Below are 22,942 nucleotides of genomic sequence, written 5' to 3' on the forward strand. Positions count from 1 at the left end.
GGCGGTGAACGTGGCGGTCAACTTGGTGGCACCACGGGCACGGTGATGTACGAGCCCAGTCCTACATGTTGCGGCCTTGCTCGGATGGGTGCGGCGTGAACTGCGCCGCATGCGCCAACTTTCCACGCACGCTACGTATGGTGACAAGCCGAATAGTCGGAAACGAAGGTCCGGTTGATTCCACTTATCAGCTATGCATCACGCTTTATCTGCGGCCGCTTCACCCGAAGCACTCATCAGCCACTCGCAGAAGATCTGCACTTCCTCGCGAGGGATAGATTTACCGTTGCGCACGAGGAAATGCGCCAATCGGATCGGCAGCCGATAGTCAAACGGAGCGATTAGAATGCGCTGTTCAAGGTAATGGTCCGCGAAGCGCTTTAAGACCATGACGGAGCCAGCACGGGCGATCGCCGATTGCAGCGCTATAAACGAGGAATCCACCTTGAACCAATCGCCGGTCGTCTGAAGGTTCAGTCCATTCTGTTCGGATAATTGACCCCAGTCCGCCTCAGATCCCATGATGCTAATAATCCTTCCCGCAGCCAATGCTTGAATGGTCAACGGCTGCGGGAAGGAGGCGGCATAGTCTGGATGGCAAACGGGGATGGCGTATTCATGGCCGAGATGCTGCACGGCGCCATCGTCCCAATCCCCTGTACCATAACGAATGTCGATGTCGGCGGGATCCTCGTCAAATTTGTCCGCCCAGACGAAAGACGTTAGCTGAACTGAAATGTCGGGATGCAAAGCGTAGAATTCGGCAATACGCGGAGCAATTACCAGACCCGCGAACGAGATAGAGGCGCGCACGCGCACCGTGCGCATCGTTGAATCTCGAAACAAGCTGTTTGTGGCCGACATCATGTCTGCAAAAGATCGGCGGATGGGTTGAGCGTAGGCTTTGCCGGTATCGGTCAGGGCGACACCCCTTGGAAGCCTGACAAACAACTCTGTGCCGAGCTTGCGCTCCAAAAGTCGTATTTGCTGGCTAACTGCAGCAGGGGTCATCCCTAACTCTTCTGCAGCTGCCGTGAAGCTGGAATGTCGAGCTGCCGCTTCGAAACTGTGCAGCCAAGTGACTTGGGGCAATCTTGCCATACGACCTGCAATGAAAATGATGCCTATGCTCACAAAAGCATTGTTTGTGTTGTAAGTCCAGCCTGCGATAGACCTTTACGCAATAGCGCGAAAGTCGACACGTCAGTTGGGAGGCTGATCCTACGATGAATGAATCAGCATTTCACTACATCATCGTAGGAGCTGGATCCGCGGGCTGTGTCCTCGCAAACAGGCTGAGCGAAAATCCACGCCATAAGGTGCTACTGATCGAAGCCGGTGGTAGCGACGCTCGCTTTTGGATCAAGGTTCCGTTGGGATATGCGAAGACGTTTGCCGACCACGCCGTGAACTGGAGTTACATGACCCAGCCCGACCCCGGTCTGAACGGGCGGCAGGCGTATTGGCCACGTGGCCGGGTGATTGGGGGGTCAAGCTCAATTAATGCGATGGCCTATTTGCGGGGCCTACCGCATGACTTCGACGATTGGGAGCGCGCAGGTGCGACTGGTTGGAATTGGGAGATCGTGCGCAAAACATATGAAGCGCTAGAATGCCACGTCGAAGGAGCTATCCAAAAAGGGGGCGGACCCTTGGTCGTGAGCGACGTCGGTGACGGCATGCACCCTTTTGTGCAGAACTTCCTGGTTGCCGCTCGTGAAATGGGTTGGAATGTCGCCCGCAACCTGAACGGCGAGGAAGCCGAAGGGCTCATGCGCATGCGCAGCACGGTTCGGAACGGACGACGCTGGTCGGCTGCGGACGCGTTTCTTCGGCCTGCAACCAAGCGATCAAACCTGCGCGTTATCTCGCGTGCACTCGTCGAAAAGCTGATCATTCAAAATGGGCGTGCGGCCGGCGTGCAGTTCCGGTTAGGCGGCGTCCAACACATCGTGCGGGCGAATAAGGAAGTAATCCTATCAGCAGGCGCCATTAATTCGCCCCAGATTCTTCAGTTGTCAGGAATTGGTCCGGCGGCTTTACTGCAAGCACATTGCATTCCCGTTTTGCATGATCTGCCCGAGGTCGGCAAAGGTCTGCAAGACCACCTAGCAGTTTCACAATATTATCGCGCGACTGAGCCCACATTGAACAACATTTTGGGCAACGGTCTTGGCAGGATGTTGGCCGGAGTCCGCTACATCCTGACGCGTAAGGGACCGCTGAGTGTACCCGTAAATCAGATCAGTGGTTACGTCCGCTCATCGCCGGAATTGGAAGTTCCCGATGTGCAAGTTTACTGCAATCCGATGTCCTACATTACACACGCGTCAGGCGCGGTGGGCGTGGACCCTGCTCCAGGATTTCTACTATGTGTTCAACCCAGTCGCCCAACAAGCCGGGGTCAGGTAACGATTGCTTCGACCAATCCAGAGGCCCCCCCGCTGATCCAGCCCAATTCGCTCTCTACCAATGAAGATTGCGAAACTGTGATCAAGGCCAGCCGCCTTCTGCAGCAATTGGCTCAGACCAGCGCTATACGCGCCGTGACGAAGGCGCGCCTTCAGCCCGACATCTCGACCATGGACGATGCTGCGTTATTGGAAAACTTTCGCAATCGTGCCGGAACCGTTTTCCATCCAAGTTGCACCTGCCGCATGGGCCACGATGCCAGAGATTCGGTATTGGATGCACGCTTGCGCGTTCATGGGATGGAGGGCCTTCGCGTTGTCGACGCGTCCGCCTTTCCCAATGTCACGTCCGGCAACACCAACGGTCCAACCATCATGTTGGCCACGCGAGCCGCCGAACTGATTCTACAAGATGCGTGATTGTAAGGGACTAGGTTCATGAAGCTCGACCGGATAGAGACCTTTGTTGTTGCCAACCCGCCGCCGCGACATGGCGGGCGCTACTTCATCTTCGTTCGCCTGACCACCGCCTGCGGCATCAGCGGGGTGGGGGAAATCTACAACGCCACATTCGGCCCGGACCTTTGCGCGGCGATGGCCGTCGATATGTTCACCCGGCAGTTCGAAGGCAACGATCCACACCATATCGAGCGGATCTGGCGCCGAAGCTATGGCGCCGGCTTCACGATGCGCCCCGACGTGACCGTGATGGGCGTCTTGAGCGGTCTCGAAATGGCCTGCTGGGATATCATCGGCAAGGCCGCTGACCAGCCTGTCTATCAATTGCTCGGCGGCAAGGTCCATGAGCGGTTGCGCAGCTACACCTATCTTTATCCGCCGCACGGTGACGTCTATCCAGATCCGAGCCTTCCCAACGTCTACAACGATCCGGATATCGCCGCAGAAGTCGCTGCTTGCGCCGTCGAAGAAGGCTTCACCGCCGTCAAGTTCGATCCCGCCGGCCCCTATACGATCTATGACGGTCATCAGCCGCGCATGGAGGATCTCGAGCGGTCGGAAGAATTCTGCAGACGCATCCGGCACGCCGTCGGCAACAGGGCCGACCTCCTGTTCGGCACCCATGGGCAGTTCACCGTTTCCGGCGCAAAACGATTGGCGCGCCGGCTGGAAGCCTACGACCCGCTCTGGTTCGAGGAGCCCATTCCGCCGGAAAATCCTGCGGACATGGCCGAGGTTGCCCGCTATACCGCCATCCCAATTGCGGCTGGCGAACGTCTGTGCACCAAGCATGAGTTCGCCCGCATGCTCGAAGCTGGTGCAGCCTCCATACTCCAAATGAATCTCGGTCGCGTTGGTGGCATCCTGGAGGCGAAGAAAATTGCCGCGATGGCCGAAACGCGATCCGCGCAGATCGCGCCGCATCTCTATTGCGGCCCCGTGGTGGCGGCCGCCAACATCCAGATCGCGACATGCAGCCCGAACTTTCTGATACTGGAGTCGATCGGCCGCTTCGATGGCGCGTTCATGCGGTTCCTCAACGAACCGATCGTCTGGGAAAGCGGCTTCGTCATCCCGCCCACGGCTCCCGGTCTCGGGGTGACGCTGAACGACGAGGCGATCGCCGCGAGCCCCTATACGGGCACCGAACTTCACCTCAACCTCGTCACCGAACCGGTCGCGCCGTGACTTATGCCCGAAAGGAATGAGAGGCTATGAAGAACCTGGACAAATTCTACATTGATGGCGCCTGGGTCGCGCCCGTATCAGGCAACCCATTTGCCATCACAAATCCAGCCAACGGCGAAGTTGTGGGGCAGGTGATCCTGGGCGACAGCCGCGATGTCGACGCAGCAGTGGGCGTGGCGAAGCGTGCGTTCAACACCTTTTCGAAGACGAGCAAAGAAGAACGGATTGCCTTGCTGGAGCGGTTGAAGGCGGTATTCTCCTCTCGGCTGGAGGAGATGGCGCAGGCGATAAGCACGGAGATGGGCGCGCCGATCAGTATGGCGCGTGAGCAGCAGGCCTTTTGTGGCGTCGAACATATTGAGGCGTTCATCGCCGCACTCAAAGCTCAGACACAGCGCGAGATCTTGGCCAATGGCGATACGCTGATCCGTGAGCCAATCGGGGTTTGCGGGCTGATTACACCATGGAATTGGCCGATTAGCCAAATAGCGCTGAAAGTCGTACCCGCCTTTGCCACGGGGGCGACCTGCGTTCTGAAGCCGTCAGAATATGCGCCGCTTTCAGCGGCGCTGTTCGCTGATATCGTGCACGAGGCAGGTTATGCCCCGGGCGTGTTCAATCTCGTATTCGGCGACGGGCAAGAGGTAGGCCGCGCGATGTCGCGCCATCGTGATATCGCGATGATGTCATTCACGGGATCCACACGTGCGGGCATCTCGGTCTCAAAGGACGCCGCGGATACGGTCAAGCGAGTAACGTTGGAACTGGGCGGCAAATCCCCGAACCTGGTCTTTGCCGACGCCGATTTGGAAACCCGTGCTGCGGCCTCTGTCGCCCATTGCTTCTATAATACGGGACAGTCTTGCAACGCTCCGACGCGGATGCTGGTCGAACGTAGTGTCTACGATCGTGTTCTCGAAATCGCAAAACAAGTTGCAGAGACGCAAATGGTGGACGATCCCGCCAAACCCGGCGACCACATTGGCCCCTTGTTCAACCAACTGCAGTTCGACCGTGTTCAGGCAATGATCAAGATGGGTATCGACGAAGGAGCGCGCCTTCTCGCTGGGGGAACCGGCAAGCCCGAAGGGCTGGAGAAGGGGTGCTTTGTCAAGCCCACAATCTTTGCCGACGTGACGAATGACATGCGGATCGCGCGCGAAGAAATCTTCGGTCCAGTTCTGGTCATCATCCCCTTCGATACCGAAGCCGAAGCTATCGCGATCGCAAATGACAGCGATTTTGGCCTAGCGGCCTATCTGCAGACAGGGGACATGACTAGGGCCGAGCGCGTTGCTGACGCCCTGCGCGCAGGTACCGTCACGATAAATGGGCAGGCCACCAACTATGGCTCTCCCTTTGGCGGCTACAAGCAATCGGGCAACGGGCGCGAAGGTGGGATCTTCGGACTCGAGGATTACCAGGAGCTGAAGGTTCGTAGCTCGATCCGCCTTTGAGCCCAAGTCCGCCTTCGCGGGCAAATTGGTAATTCGCCCACCTCATTAAACGCACGGTTTCAAAGCTTCAGACTCTTGGGAGGAGTCCACGACGATGGCTACACTCAGTCCGGCCACAGGCATCGACAATGCGCAATCGCACCAGTCTGGCATCCAACGCTATATTCAGTTCTTCATTCTGCTCCTCGCGGCGGGGTCCATCTATCCGCTGATTTATCTGCGCCAGAACTTCGAAACGACGATTCTCGAAACCTTCAAGATATCCAGTTCTGAACTCGGCACGTATTACTCGATGCTTGGGACGATATTTCTGGTTACCTATCTGCCTAGCGGCTGGTTGGCGGACCGGGTATCGCCGCGTCTTCTCTTAACCTTCTCAATGGCGGTCACAGGCATCCTGGGTCTTTGGTATGCCAGCATTCCAGATAAATCGGCCTTATATTGGATATTTTTGGGCTGGGGCATCTCATCTGGTCTGACCTTCTGGGCGGCGCTCCTTAAGGGCGTCAAGATGCTGGCTCGGCCCCATGAGCAGGGTCGATTCTTTGGCGGTCTGGAAGGGCTGCGCGGTCTTGTGGAAGCCATCCTGGCTACGGCCGCCGTTGCGCTATTTAGCTATTACGTTGATGGTAAGGGCCTTTCCGCAGCAGAGACTCTGCCGTCGGTCATCATGCTCTACGTTTACAACTGCTTTGCGGTAGCGCTCTTATGTTTCCTTTTCCTGGGCTTGAAAGACGACACCGCTGTGGAGACCGCGACGAAGACCAATCTCCTGGCTGATCTTAGGCTGCTTATGGCAGTACCCGAGCTTTGGCTTATCGCCATTATCATACTTTGTGGTTATCAGTTGTTCTGGGCGACCTATTCCTTCTCCGCTTTCCTGCAGGAAAAATACACGATGACGGCAAGCGCCGCCGCCTTTATCACGGTAGCGAAGTTGTGGATGCGTCCCATCGGTGGCTTGGGAGCTGGCTTTCTGGGCGACAAGATCGGCCGAGAAAATATATTGGCGATCACCATGACATTGAGTATTGTCGGGCTGCTGGCACTGCTGTTTCTGCCATCGACGGCTCACAGTCTCGTCTTGCTGCTTGTCGTGTTGCTGATCGGCGTGATGACATATGCCACTCGTGGCTTATATTGGTCGATCCTTGAAAGCAGCAATATCCCGACTCGGCTGACTGGGTTCGCCATCGGCATGATTTCCCTGATCGCATATACACCTGACATTTATCTCCCTAAACTGAATGGGTACCTTGCAGATCGCTATTCGGGACTCGCAGTTTATCAAATGTACTTCGGCTTCATCGCCGCGTCGGGTATCCTTGGTCTGCTTGCCATAGGTCTTCTGAAGTCACGGACGAAAATTAGAGCGGCGGCCCAAGTCCCGACCACGGTGGCCGCGGAATAGTAAGGCTGCGGGCGGAGTAAAATCTGGCTCTGCTACATGGCCGTTTTGCCTCCGCTTATACTTTCGCTTTTCGGTTTCACAAGGATCGAATGCCAATGATCTACGGCTATATCGGGCTAGGAAATCTCGGAGGGCACCTTGCTGCCAGCCTGCTCAAGGCCGGCTTCGCGGTGGTCGTGCATGATCGCCACAAACATCTTTCCGAGCGCCTCGTTGCAGAAGGGGCGACCTGGGCGGATTCTCCGGAAGAAATGGCGCGGCAGTGCGATGCTGTGATCACCTGCCTACCCTCACCATCTGTCTCCGATCAGGTTCTTAACCAGTTACTTTCCGACCTGAGACCCGGGTCGACCTGGATCGAGATGTCGACGCTGAGCCGTGATGAAATTCTTCGTCTCGCTGCTGTTGCTGCGAGGCATGGCGTGCGAGTGATGGAGCTACCAGTGACTGGGGGCGTGCATCTTGCCGCGCACGGAAAGATCACCATGCTTGCCGGCGGAGACAAGGACCTCTTTGAGACCCATTTGCCGGCGCTCGAAGCCATGGGCCACAAGATTTTCCACATGGGTACGCTTGGCAATGCTGCGATCATCAAGGTAATCACCAACATGCTGGCCTTCATCCACTTGAAGGCATGCAGCGAAGCGCTAATGCTGGCCCGGCGCGGCGGGCTCGATCTCGGTCAGGCCTGGCACGCCATCAAGGCTTCCTCGGGTAATTCCTTCGTCCACGAGACCGAGGGCGCGCTGATCCTCAACGGATCGTACGATGTCGCCTTCAACATTGACCTGGCGCTGAAGGATCTCGGATTTGCCATGGCGTTCGGCCGTGAATTCGGCGTCCCGCTCGACCTTGCGGGGGTCACCCAGCAAACCTACGTTGCCGCCAAGGCGGCCTATGGCGGCAACGCCGAATCGCCGATGATCGCCAAGCTTCTGGAAGACCTGCTGAAGACCGACCTGCGCGCACCGGGCTTTCCGGCCCGGCTGGAGTGATGTGTGTGTGCTCGTAGGATTGCATAATGTATCAGTGGGAACTCAGTGGCCGCTTGCTCCGTCGCTGAGTATTTCCATGTAGGCGCGATAGACGAACACCCGGCCCCGCCGTCGGCCCGTTACTTCTTCAACGATCCCAAGTCTTTGGAGTTGGTCTAGAGCTGCGTTGACGGTCGGCATTGTCAGTCCGCTTAGCTTCATTGCTGCCGTCGCGGTCAAATAGGGGCTTGTGCGCATGGCTTCGTGGATCTGGAGGACCGATCCCGTACGTTCAGACTCTCTTATGATCCGGTCGCGGTCGCCGTCGAATAGCCGTGCAATTTGACTGGCAGTCTCAAATGCTTGTTCCGCAGTTTCGCAGATCCCATCGAGAAAGAACTCGAGCCAAGCTTCCCAGGTGCCGTATTCTCGGACTTCCTGCAGCAGGCGGTAGTAATCGGCCCTGCGCGATTTGAAATAGAGGCTGAGGTAGAGCAAGGGTTGTCGAAGTACGCCCGTAGCGCAAAGGAATAATGTGATCAGGAGGCGACCGAGACGACCATTGCCGTCCAGGAAGGGATGGATGGTTTCAAACTGGACGTGGATGAGCCCCGCCTTGATCAGAGGTGGAATGTCGGGCGTGTCCAGATGAACGAACCTCTCCCATTCACCGAGACAACTCATGACTTCGTTGGGAGGAGGGGGCACGAACATGGCGTTTCCTGGCCGAGTTCCGCCGATCCAATTCTGGGTCGTGCGGAATTCACCAGGGCTCTTCGTCCCACCGCGGCCGCTGTCCAGCAATCGCTGATGCATTTCCCGAATAAGGCGCAGGGATAGTGGTAGTTCTTTCAGACGCTCGAGGCCGAACATCATGGCGTCGACGTAATTGGAGACTTCGCGAATATCGTCGACGGGCTCGCCACCGATCGCTTCCGTTTCGAAGCGAAGCAGGTCGGAAAGCGTCGATTGGGTGCCCTCGATTTGGGATGAAAGGACCGCCTCTTTACGTACATACATGTAGAGGAACAGTTCCTTGTTCGGTAGCAACACGGAAACACCGTCGAGCCGACCGAGCGCGCGCTCGGCCGCGCTGAGACGAGTGAGCAAGCCGGTGATCGCGAGTGGCGGAACCGGGGGAAGGGGAGGCGGAACAAACGCCTTGACGCGTTCACCACTGACAGCGGTTTCCACGAAGCGGCCCAGCCGTCCGTTGTTGTTAGGGTCGTTGCTGCCCATAGCCTTCTCGAGACGATTGTTGTGGTGGAGTTAAATAGCACGACGCTTTAATAAACGAAATGACAGCTTTGTTAATTAGCGCGCTCGCTCAATAAGCAACCGGCATGCAGGTGGTTCGATTCCATTCAAGAGCGCCAAGCTCGGAGACCGCCGTAACACCGACCGCCGCGCCGGATCGCCGCTGGGAAAGCCGTGCTCCTATTGGCGCACGTCGCCAGGCGCGGTCTTAGGACTGCGGAAGCATTCTGGCGATTTCGTCGAAGTACCAAAGCCTGGTTCGACATAGCTCTTTGAGCCTTGCACCAATGTTCCTCTGGTTCGATTGCGGCCCGAAAGTTTGGCCTCGTAAAGTAGCTTGTCGGCCTGTTCGTAGAGTTCAGCGAAATCCACATCAGCATTTGTTGATGTATCCGCCACTCCCATGCTTGCAGTTACGGGGCGGCCAAGGTGTGGAACCGTGTTGGCGACGACGAGGGGAATCGCCCGGCGCCTACGATCCACCCGAGCTTGGCCATCTTCGCCACGCACAAGAAGCACGAACTCCTCGCCGCCGAGGCGGAACGCATGAACCTGCGGGTCCGCCTGGAGTGCTTCGGCCACCGCTTTCAGCACGGCATCGCCGACCACGTGGCCGTGAACATCATTGATTGACTTGAAGTGGTCCAGGTCGAGTACGGCAAGGGTGCGATAGCCCTCGGCGCGAAGCTTGTCGAAATTCTGCTCGATTGCACGCCGGTTGAGCAACCCGGTCAATGCGTCGCGTTCGGATAGGCGCTCCAGTACGTCTGCCTCGAAGCGTGCACTGTCTCGCTCGCGCTTGATCGTCATAAAGCGGTCAGCCACGCCGAGTGCGGTGAACAATGCTTCGCATAGGCACCCCGTATAGAATAGCAGCATAGCGTCATTGCTCTCTAACCATGGAACTACGCCCGTTGCCAAGCGTACCAACCCGGCCATGATCACAGGGGTATAGCCGATCGCCTGGAACTTGGCGGCTCGACTTCCGCGCCGCAGTGCGTCGGCAACTGACAAGATGAAGATGATGACTACCGGAGCAAAAGCCGCCGTGTAGATGGTTGACTGGATCGAACGTCCCACGAACGGAAATGCGGCGTGTGACAAGCTGAGAAACATCGCCCAGGCGGCGCAAACGAGCAGCGCCCGCCGCAGGAGAGGATGCATACGGCCGGGTTCGATGAAACTGTGGGTAAACATTGCCCCTGAAGCGACTGTAACGCCGAAGATCACCGTCGTCATCCAGCTCAATGTCATTGCCGGCGGATCGAAAAGAACCACTGCAAGCCCCGAAGAGACCAAAATAGTCAGCAGCAAAGAGATCGTGAGCAGGGAATGCCAAAGCAGGAATGGCTCGCCCAGGATCCGGTAGAAAGCCGCGTTGAAAATGACCGGTATAAACAGCATTCCAGCAAGGGTAGCCAAGAGAAGCAAGGACCGTAGATGTTCCGGGCCCATAGCAAGGTCAGACGAGGACAGATAGGCTCTCTCGAGTGTCATCCGGTGGCTTGGTAAATCGAACGCAACAACAACTTGTCGCGTGTCGTGGGTTACGTCCGGCAGAGGGGCCTTGAAATATCCGCCAGACAGAGCGCTAAGCAGTTCACCGGCCGGCAAGGACGTCTGGCGCATCTCGCCGTCTCGGTCGATCGCCAGCAGATGCATAGCCACGAGTGCACTACGCCTTGAAAAGAGATATCGGGGAAGGACATCGTGTGGACCGATTTCAAAACGCAGCAGCGTCCGCTCGCCATCGAGCGAATAGGTCCGGTCTCCACAGGTCCAGCGCCTGGGTGAGTTGACGACCGTGACCAAGTCGTCCGACAAACGGCTGGATGTCCAGCAAGAGCTGCGGATGTCCATCGTTTCAGACGCGCCAACTGGTGCGATGCCCATAGATGCAAGCATCACTAAGCTCAGCACAGTCGTCGCAAGCACTTTTCGGAGGTCATTCCAGGACATAGGTCAACGCTACATGCTCAAACATTGAGATGCGGTTACTGCCCCCAAATCCGTTGGCGCGGGGTGAAATTCCAAGGCGATGGCAAGATCGGCCGGCCGAGGTGATCGAACGCAAACGTCTACAACAGTGCGGCTTTCTCGCTACCTACTTTGAAGAGCACTGGTCTCGGTCGGCCTAGGCATCGGCTTTGCACCGGAATGGACGCTGGATCTGCCCAATCGCAATTTCAAGCGTCGAAAGGTGAGGGGTGTCGACTTCAGGATCGGGCTTGAGGTTGCGTGGTGGTCCAAGGATGACCCGACGGGCCGCCCGCGATGACTTCATCGATTTCGCCAAGTCGTTGGTAAGGGCGGGTAGGTGAGGGACGGTGAAATCTAACGACTCTGTTTGCCCAGCGGGAAGGGGAAGTTGCCGCATCAGGATCACGAATTCCGTCGTGACAGCTAGCTCGAAGACGTGTTGAGGCGGAGATTCTGGAGCCGCACGGCCCCGTGGGGAGGTGCGGCGATTTATGCTCGACTTTAGGTGATCACGGAGTTCCGATTCTTTGTGTCGTGGATCTCCGAGTGGAGGGATGATACTGTGCCAGCGGGACAGATATCAGTCACCGCGAACGTGCACATAGCAATATGAGGGCGAAATGAAGGCCCGTTGGCGATGCCGATCAACTAAATCGCTCATCGACCGTTACCCTGCGCCCGGATATGATCGCGGGCATCACAGCAGCGGCAGTGGTGATTCCGAAGGCTATGGCCTATGCGACCGCTGCCGGCCTTCCAGTTAGCGCCGGGCTTTACGCCGCCTTTGTACCGATGATCGTCTACGCGCTCCTCGGCACGTCGCGCGTCAAGGCGGCCGACGACACAGCATACGCAAGGATGGACACCATCCGGTTCCCGGCCCGAGCGCCTGACATCCACATTTTTGATGCGCAAAGTTGTTCAATTGCCGGCCGAGTCCTCAAGGCACACGCGCTCGAGCGATAGTGCACTCACCACACCGGGTGGCGGGCGCGAATGGTTGCAAATGTCGTTGTCCTTGCCGTTACCGTTACCGCTTGATCGACCCGCGTGCCGTACAAGCCCTGAACTCTTTAACAAGCTCATCGTGCCTCCTTTGGCCGTGAGTAAGCCTATTTCGCCTCCACCTGGGGAATGTACACGGCGGCAGCCCGACTATCGTCGTTGAGAAATTCGCCTCCAACGATCAAGTAAACGGCTATCTCTGTTACCGAAATAAGCATCACACCGATCGGCAGCCCGGTTGATGCGGTTTTTTCCGGTTGCCCAAAGCTATGTCTTTTGTACATCCTGTTCTCCCACAGTCTCATCCAATTGGTAACAGCCGCAGAGCAGCCTGCAGGAACCGAAGAGCCGCTCTGGGGCCGTCACCCATGACTTTTCTGTTCTGGGGGACTGGGCTGATTGAGAAATTTAGCGCTATGGGGGGCAGAACAATCGACATCGGACCTATGCCACGGCTGGTCAGACTGAAGTCCCAAGCCGGAACTTTTCACCTTGTCGCGGGTGCCGGTGCGCCCCGCCGACGGATACTCACCAACCTATCCGTCGACACGCGCGTCATGCGAGATGCAGCGGATCGGAGGCGGGCAATTGAGGCGTCAAAACTCGGCGACTATTCCGCCAAAGATGGAATCGTTGTAAAAGTTATGTACTGGGTACTCATAACGATTGCGGCCTCCACAGCGGAGGCCGCTTTTTTGTGAAGCGACGAGCTTAGTAGGTCATGACGTGCTTGAGAGCATCCGCGTCCTGAATGCCGCTTTGATACAGGCCGATCAACTGGGCGGCGAGCGCATCAGCCTCTTCGCTTTCCAATGGGATTGCCTTTTGGCGTATCAATTCGGGGAAGACGGCTTCGGTTTTTTTGAAGGCATCAGGCTCTATTATCTCTTGGCGAGATGCGGCGGTTTTGTTCATCACACATAGCTCCCAACCGATAAGGAGGACATGTCAGTCCCAGCGCAGATGATTATGCGGGATGGTTGGCGCGGTGCAATCCTGAATGTGTGCGCGGGTGGGCTAGGCTCTGCCGCCGGGGAAATCAGGCGGCACCTCGACGACATGAAACGTTGGAAGACGATGGGGGATCGGCGTGGCACACGGGGTAGCCGGCATTGCGGCAATGGCGCTTGGTGTCAGCTTGGCCGAGGCGATGCGTGGCATCGTGTTCATTGTTGTTGGAAGGGCTAAGCCGATCGATTTAAGTGCGATACTTATTCCAACCAAACTCTTGCGGCCTTCCGTTCTAAAAAATGCCAGCCTTGGAGGGCCGCTTTTTCATCGGTTCACGATGCTAAAACTATAGCCGATAGCCATGCACCCAGTGCCAGCAACAGCCACACTCTAGCGGGCTTGAAACGCCTCCTGCGGACACCTTCCCAATCGTAGGTCATCATGTCCTCCTCTCGGTGGCGCACAATGCACAAATGTAGGCCAGAGGAAAAGCCCGTTAGGAAAGAGTTCGCGGGGATAACCAGGGGCACGACCTCTGGTGGTGCGATACTTAGTGAAAAAGGCGATTTGGCAGTTTGTCCCCTAATGTGGAGCGCTGGCTCCCCCCGCTGCACGCAGCTCGGTGACCTTGCGATCGAGGTCGAGTTTGCGCGGTCCGAACTCCTGCGCGCCACCAAGGCCCTCGACAATCTTGCCTTTGCCAACGACGAACAGCGTGTCGCGATCGATATTGTCCCACGCGCCGTCGAGGCCCCGGTCCGCCAGATCGCGGAGACTGCCGGCGGCCAGGGCTCTATGCTGGTCTGGCAAACTTCGGGAAAAGTTTGATCTACAATTCGGTTCGAACGCGCAGACCGGGGAGTTTGGTGATGGCCGGTTCTGATTCCCACGGAAGCCATGACTGCCGAAAAGCCGAAGCAGAGGTGGCGGCATTGCGCGACGCCGATATGGATTTCTCAGACCTTGACAGCGAAAGGAGCTTGCCTTGGAAGGCGGGCTTCCAGTCGCGGGTCGCTAATGTCTATGCTGCGACCAGAAAGTTGCGAACCTGCGTGAGGAGATCGGGTCTATTAATTCGGGAACGTCCCGATTGATAAAGAGGCGGCCATCCTTTCTTGAAACTACGCAGAACAGGATCATGAGCCATCCCGCCCTGGTTCTGATCGCGACCGGCGTCATCAGATACCTCTGGGGTCCATCGAGACGACGTCGCTAGGGAACCCGAGCTGAGGGAATTGCCTGAGCGTGCCGGATAACCTCTATTCTAAGGCGAAAGGACGGATCTATTGCTGGCGCGTCAAAGTGAAGAAGTATGTGCGCGGGTCGTCTCGGAGTGCCATCATCCCGAGCATAATTCCATCATCTATCCGGCGAAAGAGGTCGGTAATCGGTTGGCGATCATAGATCATGGCCGCTGAATATACCCTATCGAACTCCCGCGTATCGAGCGTAGCGGTACGGGACAAGTTGAAACCTAAGCGGAGTGCACACTATCCAAACGCAGAATGAATTGTTGGAGTGCATCGGGAGCAAGCGCGACATGGTCTCCCGTCATTCGCATGTGCTCGGCTATTTTGGAGAACAACTCCGCAGCCAAATCTGCGCGTTCCACAACCAGGTTTGTCGTTTCCTGCGCGTCGCTTTCCAGCGCATAGAGTTCGAAGAAGATCTCATCCTTGAATAAGTCGACGATGAGCTTGTGTGATTTGCAGATGATGCATCGCGAGAAATTGCCAAGGGCTCCATTGCCGTCATACTGGATGAAGATGTCCCGGTGCTCGCGCGTCGTCCCGCCCCTCATCGCCGGCAGCAAGGAGGTCCCGGGAAGATCAGGCGGGCGTTCGATTTCCAGGAGCTCGCAGATCGTGGGAAGCACATCGATGTGGCTCACAGGCTGCTCACAGATGCCGCCCATGCCCTCCATCCCCGCAGGCAGCTTGAAGATGAGGGGTGTCCTGACGGATTCTTCATACATGCACATCTTCTGCCAGAGCCGGTGCGAGCCGAGCATCTCGCCATGATCACTCGTAAACACGATCAGCGTTTCATCGTAGATGCCTTCGGCCTTCAGCCTGCTTACGAGTTCACCGATGCAATGATCAAGAAGTGCGACCAGACCGGCATAGACGCGCCAGATCTCCTTCCAATCGTCGCGGCTGTAGCGGGCGCCGAGGAAGCCCGGGAGGTTGTAGAGCTGCAGAGGGCTTTGGCCGGAGAACCAAACGCCGACATTATCTGGAGGATCAAATTCACGCGCCAGCGAAAACCAAGGTTCGGGGACATCGAATGGAGGATGCGGCGCCAGGAACATCGCACTGAGGAAGAACGGGCGGGACCGATCGCGGTTCTCGATGGCGTCGAGCGCCGATCGCAGGATGTAGCCGTCGAAGAAACTGTCGAAGCCCGGCTCGTAGCACCCAGTCGCCGGTAGTGAATAGTTCCCGACTGAGGTCACGGCGCCGGAGGTCAGTTCCGGAACGATGCCGCGGAAGCGCGTGCCTCCGGGTGGCCGATGGCCCCTGGCCTGCAGAAATGCGCCATAAGTGTCTTCAAGGGCGTTCCACTTGGTCCTGGTGCCTTCGCGTGTTTCCAGCGGTGGTTGGTACATCATGTGTTGTTTTCCCGCATGCCACCCATCCCAGTCGGCTGACAGGAGGTCGTAAAGATTGGCGATGCCATCCGGGATGAAGCCATGTTGCCTGTCCGCCTCGACCCAGGGATTGATCAGGCAACCGGTCGAATTGGGATAGCGTCCGGTGAAAAACGCGCCACGCGAGGGAACGCAGAGCGGGGAAGCGCAATATGCGTTCGGGAAAAAACAGCTGTCGGCCTGAAGCGCCTGCAGATGCGGCATGTAGGATGTGCCGATGAAATCGTAGCGAAGCTGGTCGGCCATGATGACGACGACGTTGGGTTTCTTCATGGAGGCATCCTCGCTGGTCTGGGGAGAAAAGATGGCATGATCGTCCGGCGCTTGCCGCGTGCTGTACGGTCAGGCGAACTCGGATATCGGCGCCGGGCAGGTGGCAGGACAAGGACGAGCCGGCGGCGGTGACGCCGGCAAGTCTCCATGCCGTTAGCGGGTGGGGCGCTGTCTGGGCGGCCCGACGGTCGCCCTTTCGATTAGCTTCACGCCCATGTTGACGCGGGTGATGCTCTCTTCGGCGTTGGCGATCCGCTTCATCAGCAGTTGAACACCGATCCGGCCAAGCTCCAGGCGATCGATGCTGATCGTCGTCAGCGGCGGCCGGCTGTGCATGGCAATCGCTACATCGTCGAGCCCGATGATCGAATAGTCGTCGGGAACCGAAAGCCCCTGGCTCTGAAGCGCCTGCATGACGCCGAGCGCGACCACGTCCATGCTGCAGAAAAGGGCCGTTGCCTTGTCGAGCCTGCCGCTCTCGAGCGCCTGGCGTGTCGCCAGTTGCGCTTGGGTTTCCAGGAAACCCATCTTGCCGAGGTCAAGAAGATGCTTGTCCGGATCGAACTCTATTCCGGCTTCTTCCAGTGCCAGGCGGAAGCCTTCAAGACGACGCTGCATCGACAATCGCCGTGGGAGCGTGACGTGCACGATCTCTCGGTGCCCGGCCTCAAGCAGGCGCCGCGTCGCAAGCCAGCCCGCTGACCAGTTGTCGGGCAGAACACTGTCCATGCGCATCGAGCGATCCATGCCGTTGATCAGAACCGTCGGCACGCCGCTTGCGGCGAGCCGGTCGATTGCGGCCCGGTCGTCTAGGCCGACCGCGATGACTGTGCTCGGTTCCGCGCCGCGCAGATATTCGTCGATTTCCATTGCGTTCTGTTGCGCGTCGAGCGTCAGGAGCTGCACGTCGACCTTCAGAGAGTGCGCCGCCGCCTCGTCCAGCGCGCCGCGGATCACATCCTCGTAGAACTGCGAACCGGAGTAGTACTCGGCTGGAACGATCAAGGCGGTGCTTCCGATGCCGGCCTTGTGCAGCGAACGGGCGCTGCGCCCGAGGTAGCCGAGCTCTTCGGCAAGAGCCAGGATCTTCTTGCGGCTCTCGCCGCTAACGCCGCCGCGATTGTTCAGAACCTTCGACACGGATGCGACCGAAACGCCGGCTGCATCGGCGATGTCGCGCAGTGTCAGTGTGGCGAGTTGATCATCGGTCATTGTAAGTGCACTCCATCAGATTCCTGCGCGTTTTGGGAGTCACGGCGGCGGGCATTCGTCTGCTTACCAGAAGAATTGTGTATGCCCGAGCGACCGCATCAAGGCCTCCATGAAATAGTAGTCGCCATAGGGAAGCATGGTGTCGGAGTAGCCTGATCCGACATGGGCCGCACCATGGGCGAGAAGGCCGAGTGCTGCTGGATCGCCAGTCAGGTCGCAGGTGTCGAGCAAGCCCGCGATCAGGCGGTCGGCAAACCCGCGCCAGACTTGAGCTTCTTCGGCGTCGCATTGGTCGGCGAGCATATAGATGCCGGCTGCCATGATCGCGCCGGCCGAGCTGTCGCGCGGCGCGTACTTCGGGTCAGGAACGTCATAGTCCCAAACGGGCACGAGGTCGCTGCCCATCAGCTGCTCGGCCTTGGCGGCGAGCCTGCGGGCAGCATCCAAATAGGTCCTGTTTCCGGTGACGCGCGCGCATTGGGCAAAACCATGGATCAACCAGGCCTGGCCGCGCGACCAGCATGAGCTGTCGGCATGACCCTGGTGGGTTTCGCCGCGCAGTGCGTCGCCAGTGCTCGGATCGAACAGGAAGGTGTGGAAGCTGGTGTCGTCGTCGCGCACGAGGTGTTTCAAAGTGGTGTCGGCATGGCCATCGGCGGCCTCGCGAAAGTCCGCTCGCCCGGTTTCGCCGTAGGCCCAATAAAGCAGCGCAAGGTTCTGCATCGTATCGGCGATGATCCGCCCATTGGCGAAGTCCGCGCGCATGCCACCGTGCGCCGGCTGAGCGTTCCATGCCTGAAGATAGCGCCCCTCCGGTCGGTACCGGCCGAGCAGCAGATTGGCGGCCTCAAGAGCGAGCGCGCGCGGTTCCTTCTCGCCGGTCATAAGCCATTCGGCCACACAGCTGAGCGAGAACTGGAAGCCAAGATCATGGTCCTGGGCGCGGCGATGCGCCAGAATGCCCCTAAAGATCGAGCGGCGGGCGCGTGCTGCGTTCAGGAATGTCGGGTCTCCTGTCAGCTGCGAGGCAAGCCACAACTGGCCGGCATGAAAGCTCACGACCCAGTCGTAGGGGCTGCAATAGGCCCAGCCATTGTCGCTTAAGCCGATCTTCGGATTGCGGATGCCGATGATCGGCATGGTCGTGCGCAATTTTTCGACGCTGCGCACGAGTGCTGCCTGGTGGCGATCAACATGAGAGGTGGCTGCTGCCGGCACGGAGGCTGCGAAGTAGCTACTGGTTTCAATTTTCATGTGTGTGCTCCTGAGTATGGAAATCTTTTTGCTCATTAAGTAAATTTCGTCAATAGCGAAACTTTCGCTTGACGCAGAATGTTTTCGGTTTCATTCTTATGCCTAGTCTGGGCGTCCTTCGTGACGTTCATGGCGCCGATAAGGGAGGGTTAGGGAATGTCCATTGCGGACGCATCGAATGCAGGGCCGCCTCTGAGCGTGCGACTGCGCAGCCAGTTGGGCGGCTACGGTTTTCTGCTGCCCTGGCTGTTGGGGTTTGTCGTACTGACCTTGGGCCCGGCCGTTTCGTCGTTCTATCTTTCGCTCACGGACTTCGGCCTGATGGGGCCGGCCAACTGGGTCGGTGCCGAGAACTACGTGCGGATCGCCAGCGACGACCCCCGTTTCTGGACGGCGATGCGGGTGACTTTCACTTTTGTCCTGCTGTCGGTCCCGCTCAAACTGATGTTCGCGCTGGCGATTGCAGTGGCGCTGAACAAGGGGCTGCGTGGCCTGACGGTGTTTCGCGCGATCTTCTATCTTCCGTCGCTGGTCGGTGGCAGCGTTGCAATCGCGGTGCTCTGGCGGCAGGTGTTTGCCGGCGATGGCGTGCTGAACCAGGTTCTGGCGGCCCTCTTCGGCTACGAGGGCCCGAGCTGGATCTCGAACCCGTCCACGTCGCTCTACACCCTCGTCCTGCTCGCCGCCTGGCAGTTCGGCTCTTCGATGATCATCTTTCTGGCCGGTCTGCGTCAGATCCCGCAGGATATGTACGAGGCCGCCAGCATCGACGGCGCAAGCCGCTCCCGCCAGTTCTTCAAGATCACGCTGCCGCTGTTGACGCCGGTGATCTTCTTTAATGCGGTGATCCTGACGATCGACGCCTTCAAGGCATTCACCTCGGCTTTCGTCGTCAGTGACGGCAGCGGGGGGCCGATCGATACGACGCTGTTCTACACGCTTTACCTCTACCAGGAAGCCTTCACCAACTTCCGCTTCGGATACGCCTCAGCCCTTGCCTGGGTGCTGGTGGTCATTATCGCAATTTTCACGGCGCTGTCTTTCATGTCGGCTAAATATTGGGTGCACTACGATGACTGATACCGTCTATGCGTCGAGCGTCGTCGAGGCAGCCGCCATGCCCGAAGGAGCGAAGTCATCGCCGCTGAAGCGGGCGCTGGTCTACGCGCTCCTGACCGCGGTCAGCTTCATCATGCTCTACCCGCTGCTGTGGATGGTCTCGAGCTCCTTCAAGCCCGAAAACGAGATCTTCGCGACGACGTCGCTAATCCCGCAGGAGTTTACGCTCGATGCCTATCGACGTGGCTGGAATGGCCTGAGCGTCAGCTTCGGCTACATGTTCCTCAACTCGTTGCTGATCTCGGTTCTGGTCGTCATCGGCAATCTGATGTCGTGCTCGATGGCCGCCTATGCCTTCACGCGACTGCAGTTCAAGGGGCGCGGATTCTGGTTTGCGCTGATGCTCGGGACGCTGATGATGCCGCAGCATGCGGTGCTGATCCCGCAATATCTGATGTTCCTGAAATTCGGCTGGGTCAACACCATCATGCCGCTTGTCGTTCCGAAGTTCTTCGCCATCGACGCCTTCTTCATCTTCCTGATGGTTCAGTTCTTCCGCGGTATCCCGCGTGAGCTCGATGAGGCGGCTATCATGGATGGTGCCGGACCGTTGCGCATCTTCCTCAAGGTGATCCTGCCGCTTTCGACGCCGGTTCTGGCGACCGCCGCAGTCTTCTCGTTCATCTGGACCTGGGACGATTTCTTCGCGCCGTTGATCTATCTGAACGACATCGAGAAATACACGGCCCAGCTAGGTCTTCGAACCTTCGTCGATGCCACGGCGCAATCGGATTGGGGCGCGCTGCTTGCGATGTCGACCTTGACCGTATTGCCGATCTTCATCCTCTTCCTCCTGTTCCAGCGGCTCCTGATCGAAGGCATCGCGACGACGGGCATGAAGCGGTAGCGCCACGAACAACAGCCACAGAACAAGAAACAGGAAAGGGGAGCCCCATGACGACGCTCGCTTTGAAGCAAGTCCAGAAGCGCTACGGTGCCGTCGAAATCATTCGCGGCGTCGACCTCCAGATCGGCAGCGGCGAGTTCGTCGTTTTCGTCGGCCCGTCAGGATGCGGCAAGTCCACGCTCTTGCGCATGATTGCTGGACTGGAACCAATCTCCGGCGGCGAGCTGGCGATCGGCGGCGCCAGAATGAACGAGAAGGCGGCCTCCGAACGTGGCATTGCCATGGTCTTTCAATCCTACGCGCTCTATCCGCATATGAGCGTCTACAAGAACATGTCGTTCGGCCTTGAGACCATGCGCATGCCCAAGCCCGAAATCGACAAGCGGGTGCGCAAGGCGGCCGAAATCCTGCAGATCACCCAACTGCTGGAACGCAAGCCAAAGCAGCTGTCGGGCGGCCAGCGTCAGCGCGTCGCCATCGGCCGCGCCATCGTGCGCGATCCGAAGATCTTTCTGTTCGACGAACCCTTGTCCAATCTGGACGCCGAGCTTCGCGTGCAGACCCGCGTCGAGATCGCAAAGCTCCACGCCGATATCGGCGCCACGATGATCTACGTCACCCATGACCAGGTCGAAGCGATGACGCTCGCCGACCGGATCGTGGTGCTGCGCGCTGGCCGGATCGAGCAGCAGGGATCGCCGCTCGAAATCTACAACAGGCCAGTCAATCGCTTTGTCGCGGGCTTCATCGGTTCGCCGAAGATGAATTTCCTGGATGTTTCCGTGGTGGGTCGTCGCGACGACGGGGTTGTCATCGGTCTTGCCGGCGCCGATGTCGCCGTGCCGCTGGTCGAACGAGTCGAGATCGGGGCGACGCTCAGCCTTGGCGTTCGCCCGGAGCATATCAGGGCCAACGGCGCGGGTGGCATCGCTCTCGGGACAATGACGATCACGCATATCGAGCATCTCGGCGGCCAGACCATCATCTATGGGCGTCTGCCCGACAAGCAGGCGCTCATCGTCGCCATGGAAGGCCAAACGCTGCTCAACACGGGCGAAACGCTGAACGTCAGCATCGCGCCGGAACATTGCCATCTCTTCGACGCCGAAGGACGCAGGCTTGCCGACTGGGCTCAGGCATAAAAACGGAACCAAAGGGAGGAATTCATGCTCAATCGACGCGAACTTCTACGCAACGGCCTGATGCTCGGCGGAACGGCTGCATTCTCGCAGCTCCCGCTGCGGACCGCATTTGCCGACAGCGCCACGATGCGGCTCTACTGGTGGGGCACGCCCGCGCGCGCCGAGCGCACGCTTGGCGTCGCCCGGCTGTTCGAGGCAGCCAATCCGGACGTCAAGATCAACGGTGAAGTCGGCGGCAACGACTACTGGTCGAAACTGACGACGATGCTCGTCGGCGGAAACGCGCCTGACATTTTCCAGCTCGAGCCCGGCCGGTTTGCCGACTATGCGCGCCGCAACACCACGCTTCCGCTCAACGATTTTCTCGGCAAGTCCATTCGCACCGACAAGCTCGCACCGGGTGTGCTGGAGCTTGGAACCGTCGACGGCAAGGTGGCGGGCATGCCGTTGTCGCTCAACGCCTTCGCCTTGTTCTATGACGCGAAAGCCTTCAAGCAGGCCGGGCTCAATCCGCCGGGGGCTGCGACCACATGGGACGAATTCGCAAAGCTTTGCGTCGACCTGACCAAGGCGATCGATCGCAGGAACGTCTGGGCCGTCGGCAACGCTTCGCGCTACACCTATGCGTTCGATGCTTTCCTGAACCAGCGCGGCAAGCGATTGTATGGCGAGGACGGGAAGATCGGCTTCGATGCCAACGATGCCAAGGACTGGTATGGCTACTGGGAAAGCCTCGCCAAGAACGGCGGCTGCGTGTCGGCCGAAGTCCAGTCCATGGACCAGATCCAGGTGGATTCTAACCCGCTCGCAACCGGCAAGGCCGCCATGGCCATCGCCTTTTCGAACCAGCTTCTGGGCTACCAGTCGGCCGTGAAGAACCCGCTCGGGATCACCAACTTGCCGGTCTCGGAGCCCTCAGGACCATCAGGCCTGTTCTATCGGCCGGGTCTGCATTTCGGCATTGCAAGCACCTGCGAAAATCCGGGGCTTGCTGCCCGCTTCATCGACTTCTTCGTCAACGACATGGCTGCCGGCATGGTGCTCGGCGTCGAGCGCGGCGTTCCGGTCAATACCGACGTCAAGGATGCGGTCGTTCCGCTGATCGACGACGTGTCGAAACGGACGGTCGATTACATCTCGTCGATTGCCGGTCGGGTCGGTGCCTATCCTCCGCCGGTGCCGGTCGGCGCCTCCGAATTCGACACGCGCGCCTTCCGGCCGCTGGCTGACAAGGTGGCCTTCGGCCGGGTGACGCCCGCGGAGGCGGCCGATCAGTTGGTGGCGGAAGGCGGCCGAATTCTCAAGGGCTGATCGTCTCGGACGATAGGCGGCCACTTCGCTTGTCGAAGTCG

Annotated in this window: 19 protein-coding genes and 2 pseudogenes; 12 read left to right on the plus strand and 9 right to left on the minus strand. The window is 58.6% G+C overall.

Features of this window, described 5'->3' with window-relative positions:
• Positions 1 to 198: 198 nt before the first annotated feature.
• A complete protein-coding gene (locus HT585_RS23390; protein ID WP_176355200.1) occupies positions 199 to 1,101 on the minus strand; it encodes a LysR family transcriptional regulator in 903 nt (300 codons plus the stop codon).
• A gap of 125 nt (positions 1,102 to 1,226) precedes the next feature.
• Between HT585_RS23390 and HT585_RS23395 the strand changes: the two genes are divergently transcribed.
• The 5 genes from HT585_RS23395 (at position 1,227) to HT585_RS23415 (ending at position 7,921) form a co-directional block, all read left to right on the plus strand.
• On the plus strand, positions 1,227 to 2,831 hold the full coding sequence (locus HT585_RS23395) for a GMC family oxidoreductase (RefSeq protein WP_176355201.1): 1,605 nt from the start codon (positions 1,227 to 1,229) through the stop codon (positions 2,829 to 2,831).
• A gap of 18 nt (positions 2,832 to 2,849) precedes the next feature.
• Positions 2,850 to 4,058 carry a mandelate racemase/muconate lactonizing enzyme family protein gene (locus HT585_RS23400; RefSeq protein WP_176355202.1) on the plus strand — a complete coding sequence of 403 codons (1,209 nt, stop codon included), beginning with the start codon at positions 2,850 to 2,852 and terminating at the stop codon, positions 4,056 to 4,058.
• A 26-nt stretch (positions 4,059 to 4,084) separates the two neighbouring features.
• On the plus strand, positions 4,085 to 5,515 hold the full coding sequence (locus HT585_RS23405) for an aldehyde dehydrogenase family protein (RefSeq protein ID WP_176355203.1): 1,431 nt from the start codon (positions 4,085 to 4,087) through the stop codon (positions 5,513 to 5,515).
• A 94-nt stretch (positions 5,516 to 5,609) separates the two neighbouring features.
• Positions 5,610 to 6,926 (plus strand): MFS transporter, encoded by a 1,317-nt coding sequence (locus HT585_RS23410; protein WP_176355204.1) that lies wholly within the window; start codon positions 5,610 to 5,612, stop codon positions 6,924 to 6,926.
• 95 nt (positions 6,927 to 7,021) lie between these two features.
• Positions 7,022 to 7,921 carry an NAD(P)-dependent oxidoreductase gene (locus HT585_RS23415; protein WP_176355205.1) on the plus strand — a complete coding sequence of 300 codons (900 nt, stop codon included), beginning with the start codon at positions 7,022 to 7,024 and terminating at the stop codon, positions 7,919 to 7,921.
• 42 nt (positions 7,922 to 7,963) lie between these two features.
• Here HT585_RS23415 and HT585_RS23420 read toward each other — a convergent pair whose 3' ends face one another.
• Positions 7,964 to 9,139, minus strand: a complete 1,176-nt coding sequence (locus HT585_RS23420) for a Fic family protein (RefSeq protein ID WP_176355206.1) — start codon at positions 9,137 to 9,139, stop codon at positions 7,964 to 7,966.
• A gap of 198 nt (positions 9,140 to 9,337) precedes the next feature.
• Positions 9,338 to 11,062 (minus strand): sensor domain-containing diguanylate cyclase, encoded by a 1,725-nt coding sequence (locus HT585_RS23425; RefSeq protein WP_246707873.1) that lies wholly within the window; start codon positions 11,060 to 11,062, stop codon positions 9,338 to 9,340.
• Between the two features lie 211 nt (positions 11,063 to 11,273).
• Here HT585_RS23425 and HT585_RS31810 point away from each other — a divergent pair.
• Positions 11,274 to 11,478, plus strand: a pseudogene (locus HT585_RS31810) (hypothetical protein); the annotation flags it as partial.
• A gap of 343 nt (positions 11,479 to 11,821) precedes the next feature.
• Entirely contained in the window at positions 11,822 to 12,103 is a 282-nt protein-coding gene (locus HT585_RS32120) for a SulP family inorganic anion transporter (protein WP_281410700.1), read from the plus strand.
• A gap of 146 nt (positions 12,104 to 12,249) precedes the next feature.
• On the opposite strand, the gene HT585_RS23435 is transcribed toward HT585_RS32120, so the two are convergent.
• Complete coding sequence (locus tag HT585_RS23435) at positions 12,250 to 12,426, minus strand: hypothetical protein (RefSeq protein ID WP_176355208.1); 177 nt, start codon at positions 12,424 to 12,426, stop codon at positions 12,250 to 12,252.
• Positions 12,427 to 12,853: 427 nt separating this feature from the next.
• Positions 12,854 to 13,057 (minus strand): hypothetical protein, encoded by a 204-nt coding sequence (locus HT585_RS23440; protein ID WP_176355138.1) that lies wholly within the window; start codon positions 13,055 to 13,057, stop codon positions 12,854 to 12,856.
• Between the two features lie 696 nt (positions 13,058 to 13,753).
• On the opposite strand from HT585_RS23440, the pseudogene groEL reads away from it, so the two are divergent.
• A pseudogene (groEL, locus tag HT585_RS32275) lies at positions 13,754 to 13,964 on the plus strand (chaperonin GroEL); the annotation flags it as partial.
• A 412-nt stretch (positions 13,965 to 14,376) separates the two neighbouring features.
• Here groEL and HT585_RS32280 read toward each other — a convergent pair.
• The 4 genes from HT585_RS32280 to HT585_RS23465 form a co-directional block, all read right to left on the minus strand.
• A complete protein-coding gene (locus HT585_RS32280; RefSeq protein WP_176355210.1) occupies positions 14,377 to 14,559 on the minus strand; it encodes a DUF4334 domain-containing protein in 183 nt (60 codons plus the stop codon).
• A gap of 8 nt (positions 14,560 to 14,567) precedes the next feature.
• On the minus strand, positions 14,568 to 16,016 hold the full coding sequence (locus tag HT585_RS23455; protein ID WP_176355211.1) for a sulfatase family protein: 1,449 nt from the start codon (positions 16,014 to 16,016) through the stop codon (positions 14,568 to 14,570).
• A gap of 153 nt (positions 16,017 to 16,169) precedes the next feature.
• Positions 16,170 to 17,228: a LacI family DNA-binding transcriptional regulator gene (locus HT585_RS23460; RefSeq protein ID WP_176355212.1), complete on the minus strand. Its 1,059-nt coding sequence runs from the start codon at positions 17,226 to 17,228 to the stop codon at positions 16,170 to 16,172.
• Positions 17,229 to 17,291: 63 nt separating this feature from the next.
• Positions 17,292 to 18,482 (minus strand): glycoside hydrolase family 88 protein, encoded by a 1,191-nt coding sequence (locus HT585_RS23465; RefSeq protein ID WP_176355213.1) that lies wholly within the window; start codon positions 18,480 to 18,482, stop codon positions 17,292 to 17,294.
• Positions 18,483 to 18,638: 156 nt separating this feature from the next.
• On the opposite strand from HT585_RS23465, the gene HT585_RS23470 reads away from it, so the two are divergent.
• Genes HT585_RS23470 through HT585_RS23485 form a run of 4 tightly spaced genes read left to right on the plus strand, consistent with a single transcriptional unit; the run spans position 18,639 to position 22,901 of the window.
• Positions 18,639 to 19,562: a carbohydrate ABC transporter permease gene (locus HT585_RS23470; protein ID WP_176355214.1), complete on the plus strand. Its 924-nt coding sequence runs from the start codon at positions 18,639 to 18,641 to the stop codon at positions 19,560 to 19,562.
• On the plus strand, positions 19,555 to 20,448 hold the full coding sequence (locus tag HT585_RS23475; RefSeq protein WP_425513778.1) for a carbohydrate ABC transporter permease: 894 nt from the start codon (positions 19,555 to 19,557) through the stop codon (positions 20,446 to 20,448). The genes HT585_RS23470 and HT585_RS23475 overlap by 8 nt, the downstream gene beginning before the upstream one ends.
• 47 nt (positions 20,449 to 20,495) lie before the next feature.
• Positions 20,496 to 21,590, plus strand: coding sequence for an ABC transporter ATP-binding protein (locus HT585_RS23480; protein ID WP_176355215.1), 1,095 nt, complete (start codon positions 20,496 to 20,498; stop codon positions 21,588 to 21,590).
• Between the two features lie 24 nt (positions 21,591 to 21,614).
• Positions 21,615 to 22,901 carry an ABC transporter substrate-binding protein gene (locus HT585_RS23485; protein WP_176355216.1) on the plus strand — a complete coding sequence of 429 codons (1,287 nt, stop codon included), beginning with the start codon at positions 21,615 to 21,617 and terminating at the stop codon, positions 22,899 to 22,901.
• Positions 22,902 to 22,942: the final 41 nt, after the last annotated feature.

It is taken from the genome of Ensifer oleiphilus (assembly GCF_013371465.1).
Classification (GTDB): domain Bacteria; phylum Pseudomonadota; class Alphaproteobacteria; order Rhizobiales; family Rhizobiaceae; genus Ensifer; species Ensifer oleiphilus.

What these genes read in the sequence shown, in the direction of transcription:
- HT585_RS23390 (WP_176355200.1), bottom strand. Translation starts at nt 1,101, where the DNA reads ATGGCAAGATTGCCCCAAGTCACTTGGCTGCACAGTTTCGAAGCGGCA.
- HT585_RS23395 (WP_176355201.1), top strand. Translation starts at nt 1,227, where the DNA reads ATGAATGAATCAGCATTTCACTACATCATCGTAGGAGCTGGATCCGCG.
- HT585_RS23400 (WP_176355202.1), top strand. Translation starts at nt 2,850, where the DNA reads ATGAAGCTCGACCGGATAGAGACCTTTGTTGTTGCCAACCCGCCGCCG.
- HT585_RS23405 (WP_176355203.1), top strand. Translation starts at nt 4,085, where the DNA reads ATGAAGAACCTGGACAAATTCTACATTGATGGCGCCTGGGTCGCGCCC.
- HT585_RS23410 (WP_176355204.1), top strand. Translation starts at nt 5,610, where the DNA reads ATGGCTACACTCAGTCCGGCCACAGGCATCGACAATGCGCAATCGCAC.
- HT585_RS23415 (WP_176355205.1), top strand. Translation starts at nt 7,022, where the DNA reads ATGATCTACGGCTATATCGGGCTAGGAAATCTCGGAGGGCACCTTGCT.
- HT585_RS23420 (WP_176355206.1), bottom strand. Translation starts at nt 9,139, where the DNA reads ATGGGCAGCAACGACCCTAACAACAACGGACGGCTGGGCCGCTTCGTG.
- HT585_RS23425 (WP_246707873.1), bottom strand. Translation starts at nt 11,062, where the DNA reads ATGCTTGCATCTATGGGCATCGCACCAGTTGGCGCGTCTGAAACGATG.
- HT585_RS32120 (WP_281410700.1), top strand. Translation starts at nt 11,822, where the DNA reads ATGATCGCGGGCATCACAGCAGCGGCAGTGGTGATTCCGAAGGCTATG.
- HT585_RS23435 (WP_176355208.1), bottom strand. Translation starts at nt 12,426, where the DNA reads ATGTACAAAAGACATAGCTTTGGGCAACCGGAAAAAACCGCATCAACC.
- HT585_RS23440 (WP_176355138.1), bottom strand. Translation starts at nt 13,057, where the DNA reads ATGAACAAAACCGCCGCATCTCGCCAAGAGATAATAGAGCCTGATGCC.
- HT585_RS23455 (WP_176355211.1), bottom strand. Translation starts at nt 16,016, where the DNA reads ATGAAGAAACCCAACGTCGTCGTCATCATGGCCGACCAGCTTCGCTAC.
- HT585_RS23460 (WP_176355212.1), bottom strand. Translation starts at nt 17,228, where the DNA reads ATGACCGATGATCAACTCGCCACACTGACACTGCGCGACATCGCCGAT.
- HT585_RS23465 (WP_176355213.1), bottom strand. Translation starts at nt 18,482, where the DNA reads ATGAAAATTGAAACCAGTAGCTACTTCGCAGCCTCCGTGCCGGCAGCA.
- HT585_RS23470 (WP_176355214.1), top strand. Translation starts at nt 18,639, where the DNA reads ATGTCCATTGCGGACGCATCGAATGCAGGGCCGCCTCTGAGCGTGCGA.
- HT585_RS23475 (WP_425513778.1), top strand. Translation starts at nt 19,555, where the DNA reads ATGACTGATACCGTCTATGCGTCGAGCGTCGTCGAGGCAGCCGCCATG.
- HT585_RS23480 (WP_176355215.1), top strand. Translation starts at nt 20,496, where the DNA reads ATGACGACGCTCGCTTTGAAGCAAGTCCAGAAGCGCTACGGTGCCGTC.
- HT585_RS23485 (WP_176355216.1), top strand. Translation starts at nt 21,615, where the DNA reads ATGCTCAATCGACGCGAACTTCTACGCAACGGCCTGATGCTCGGCGGA.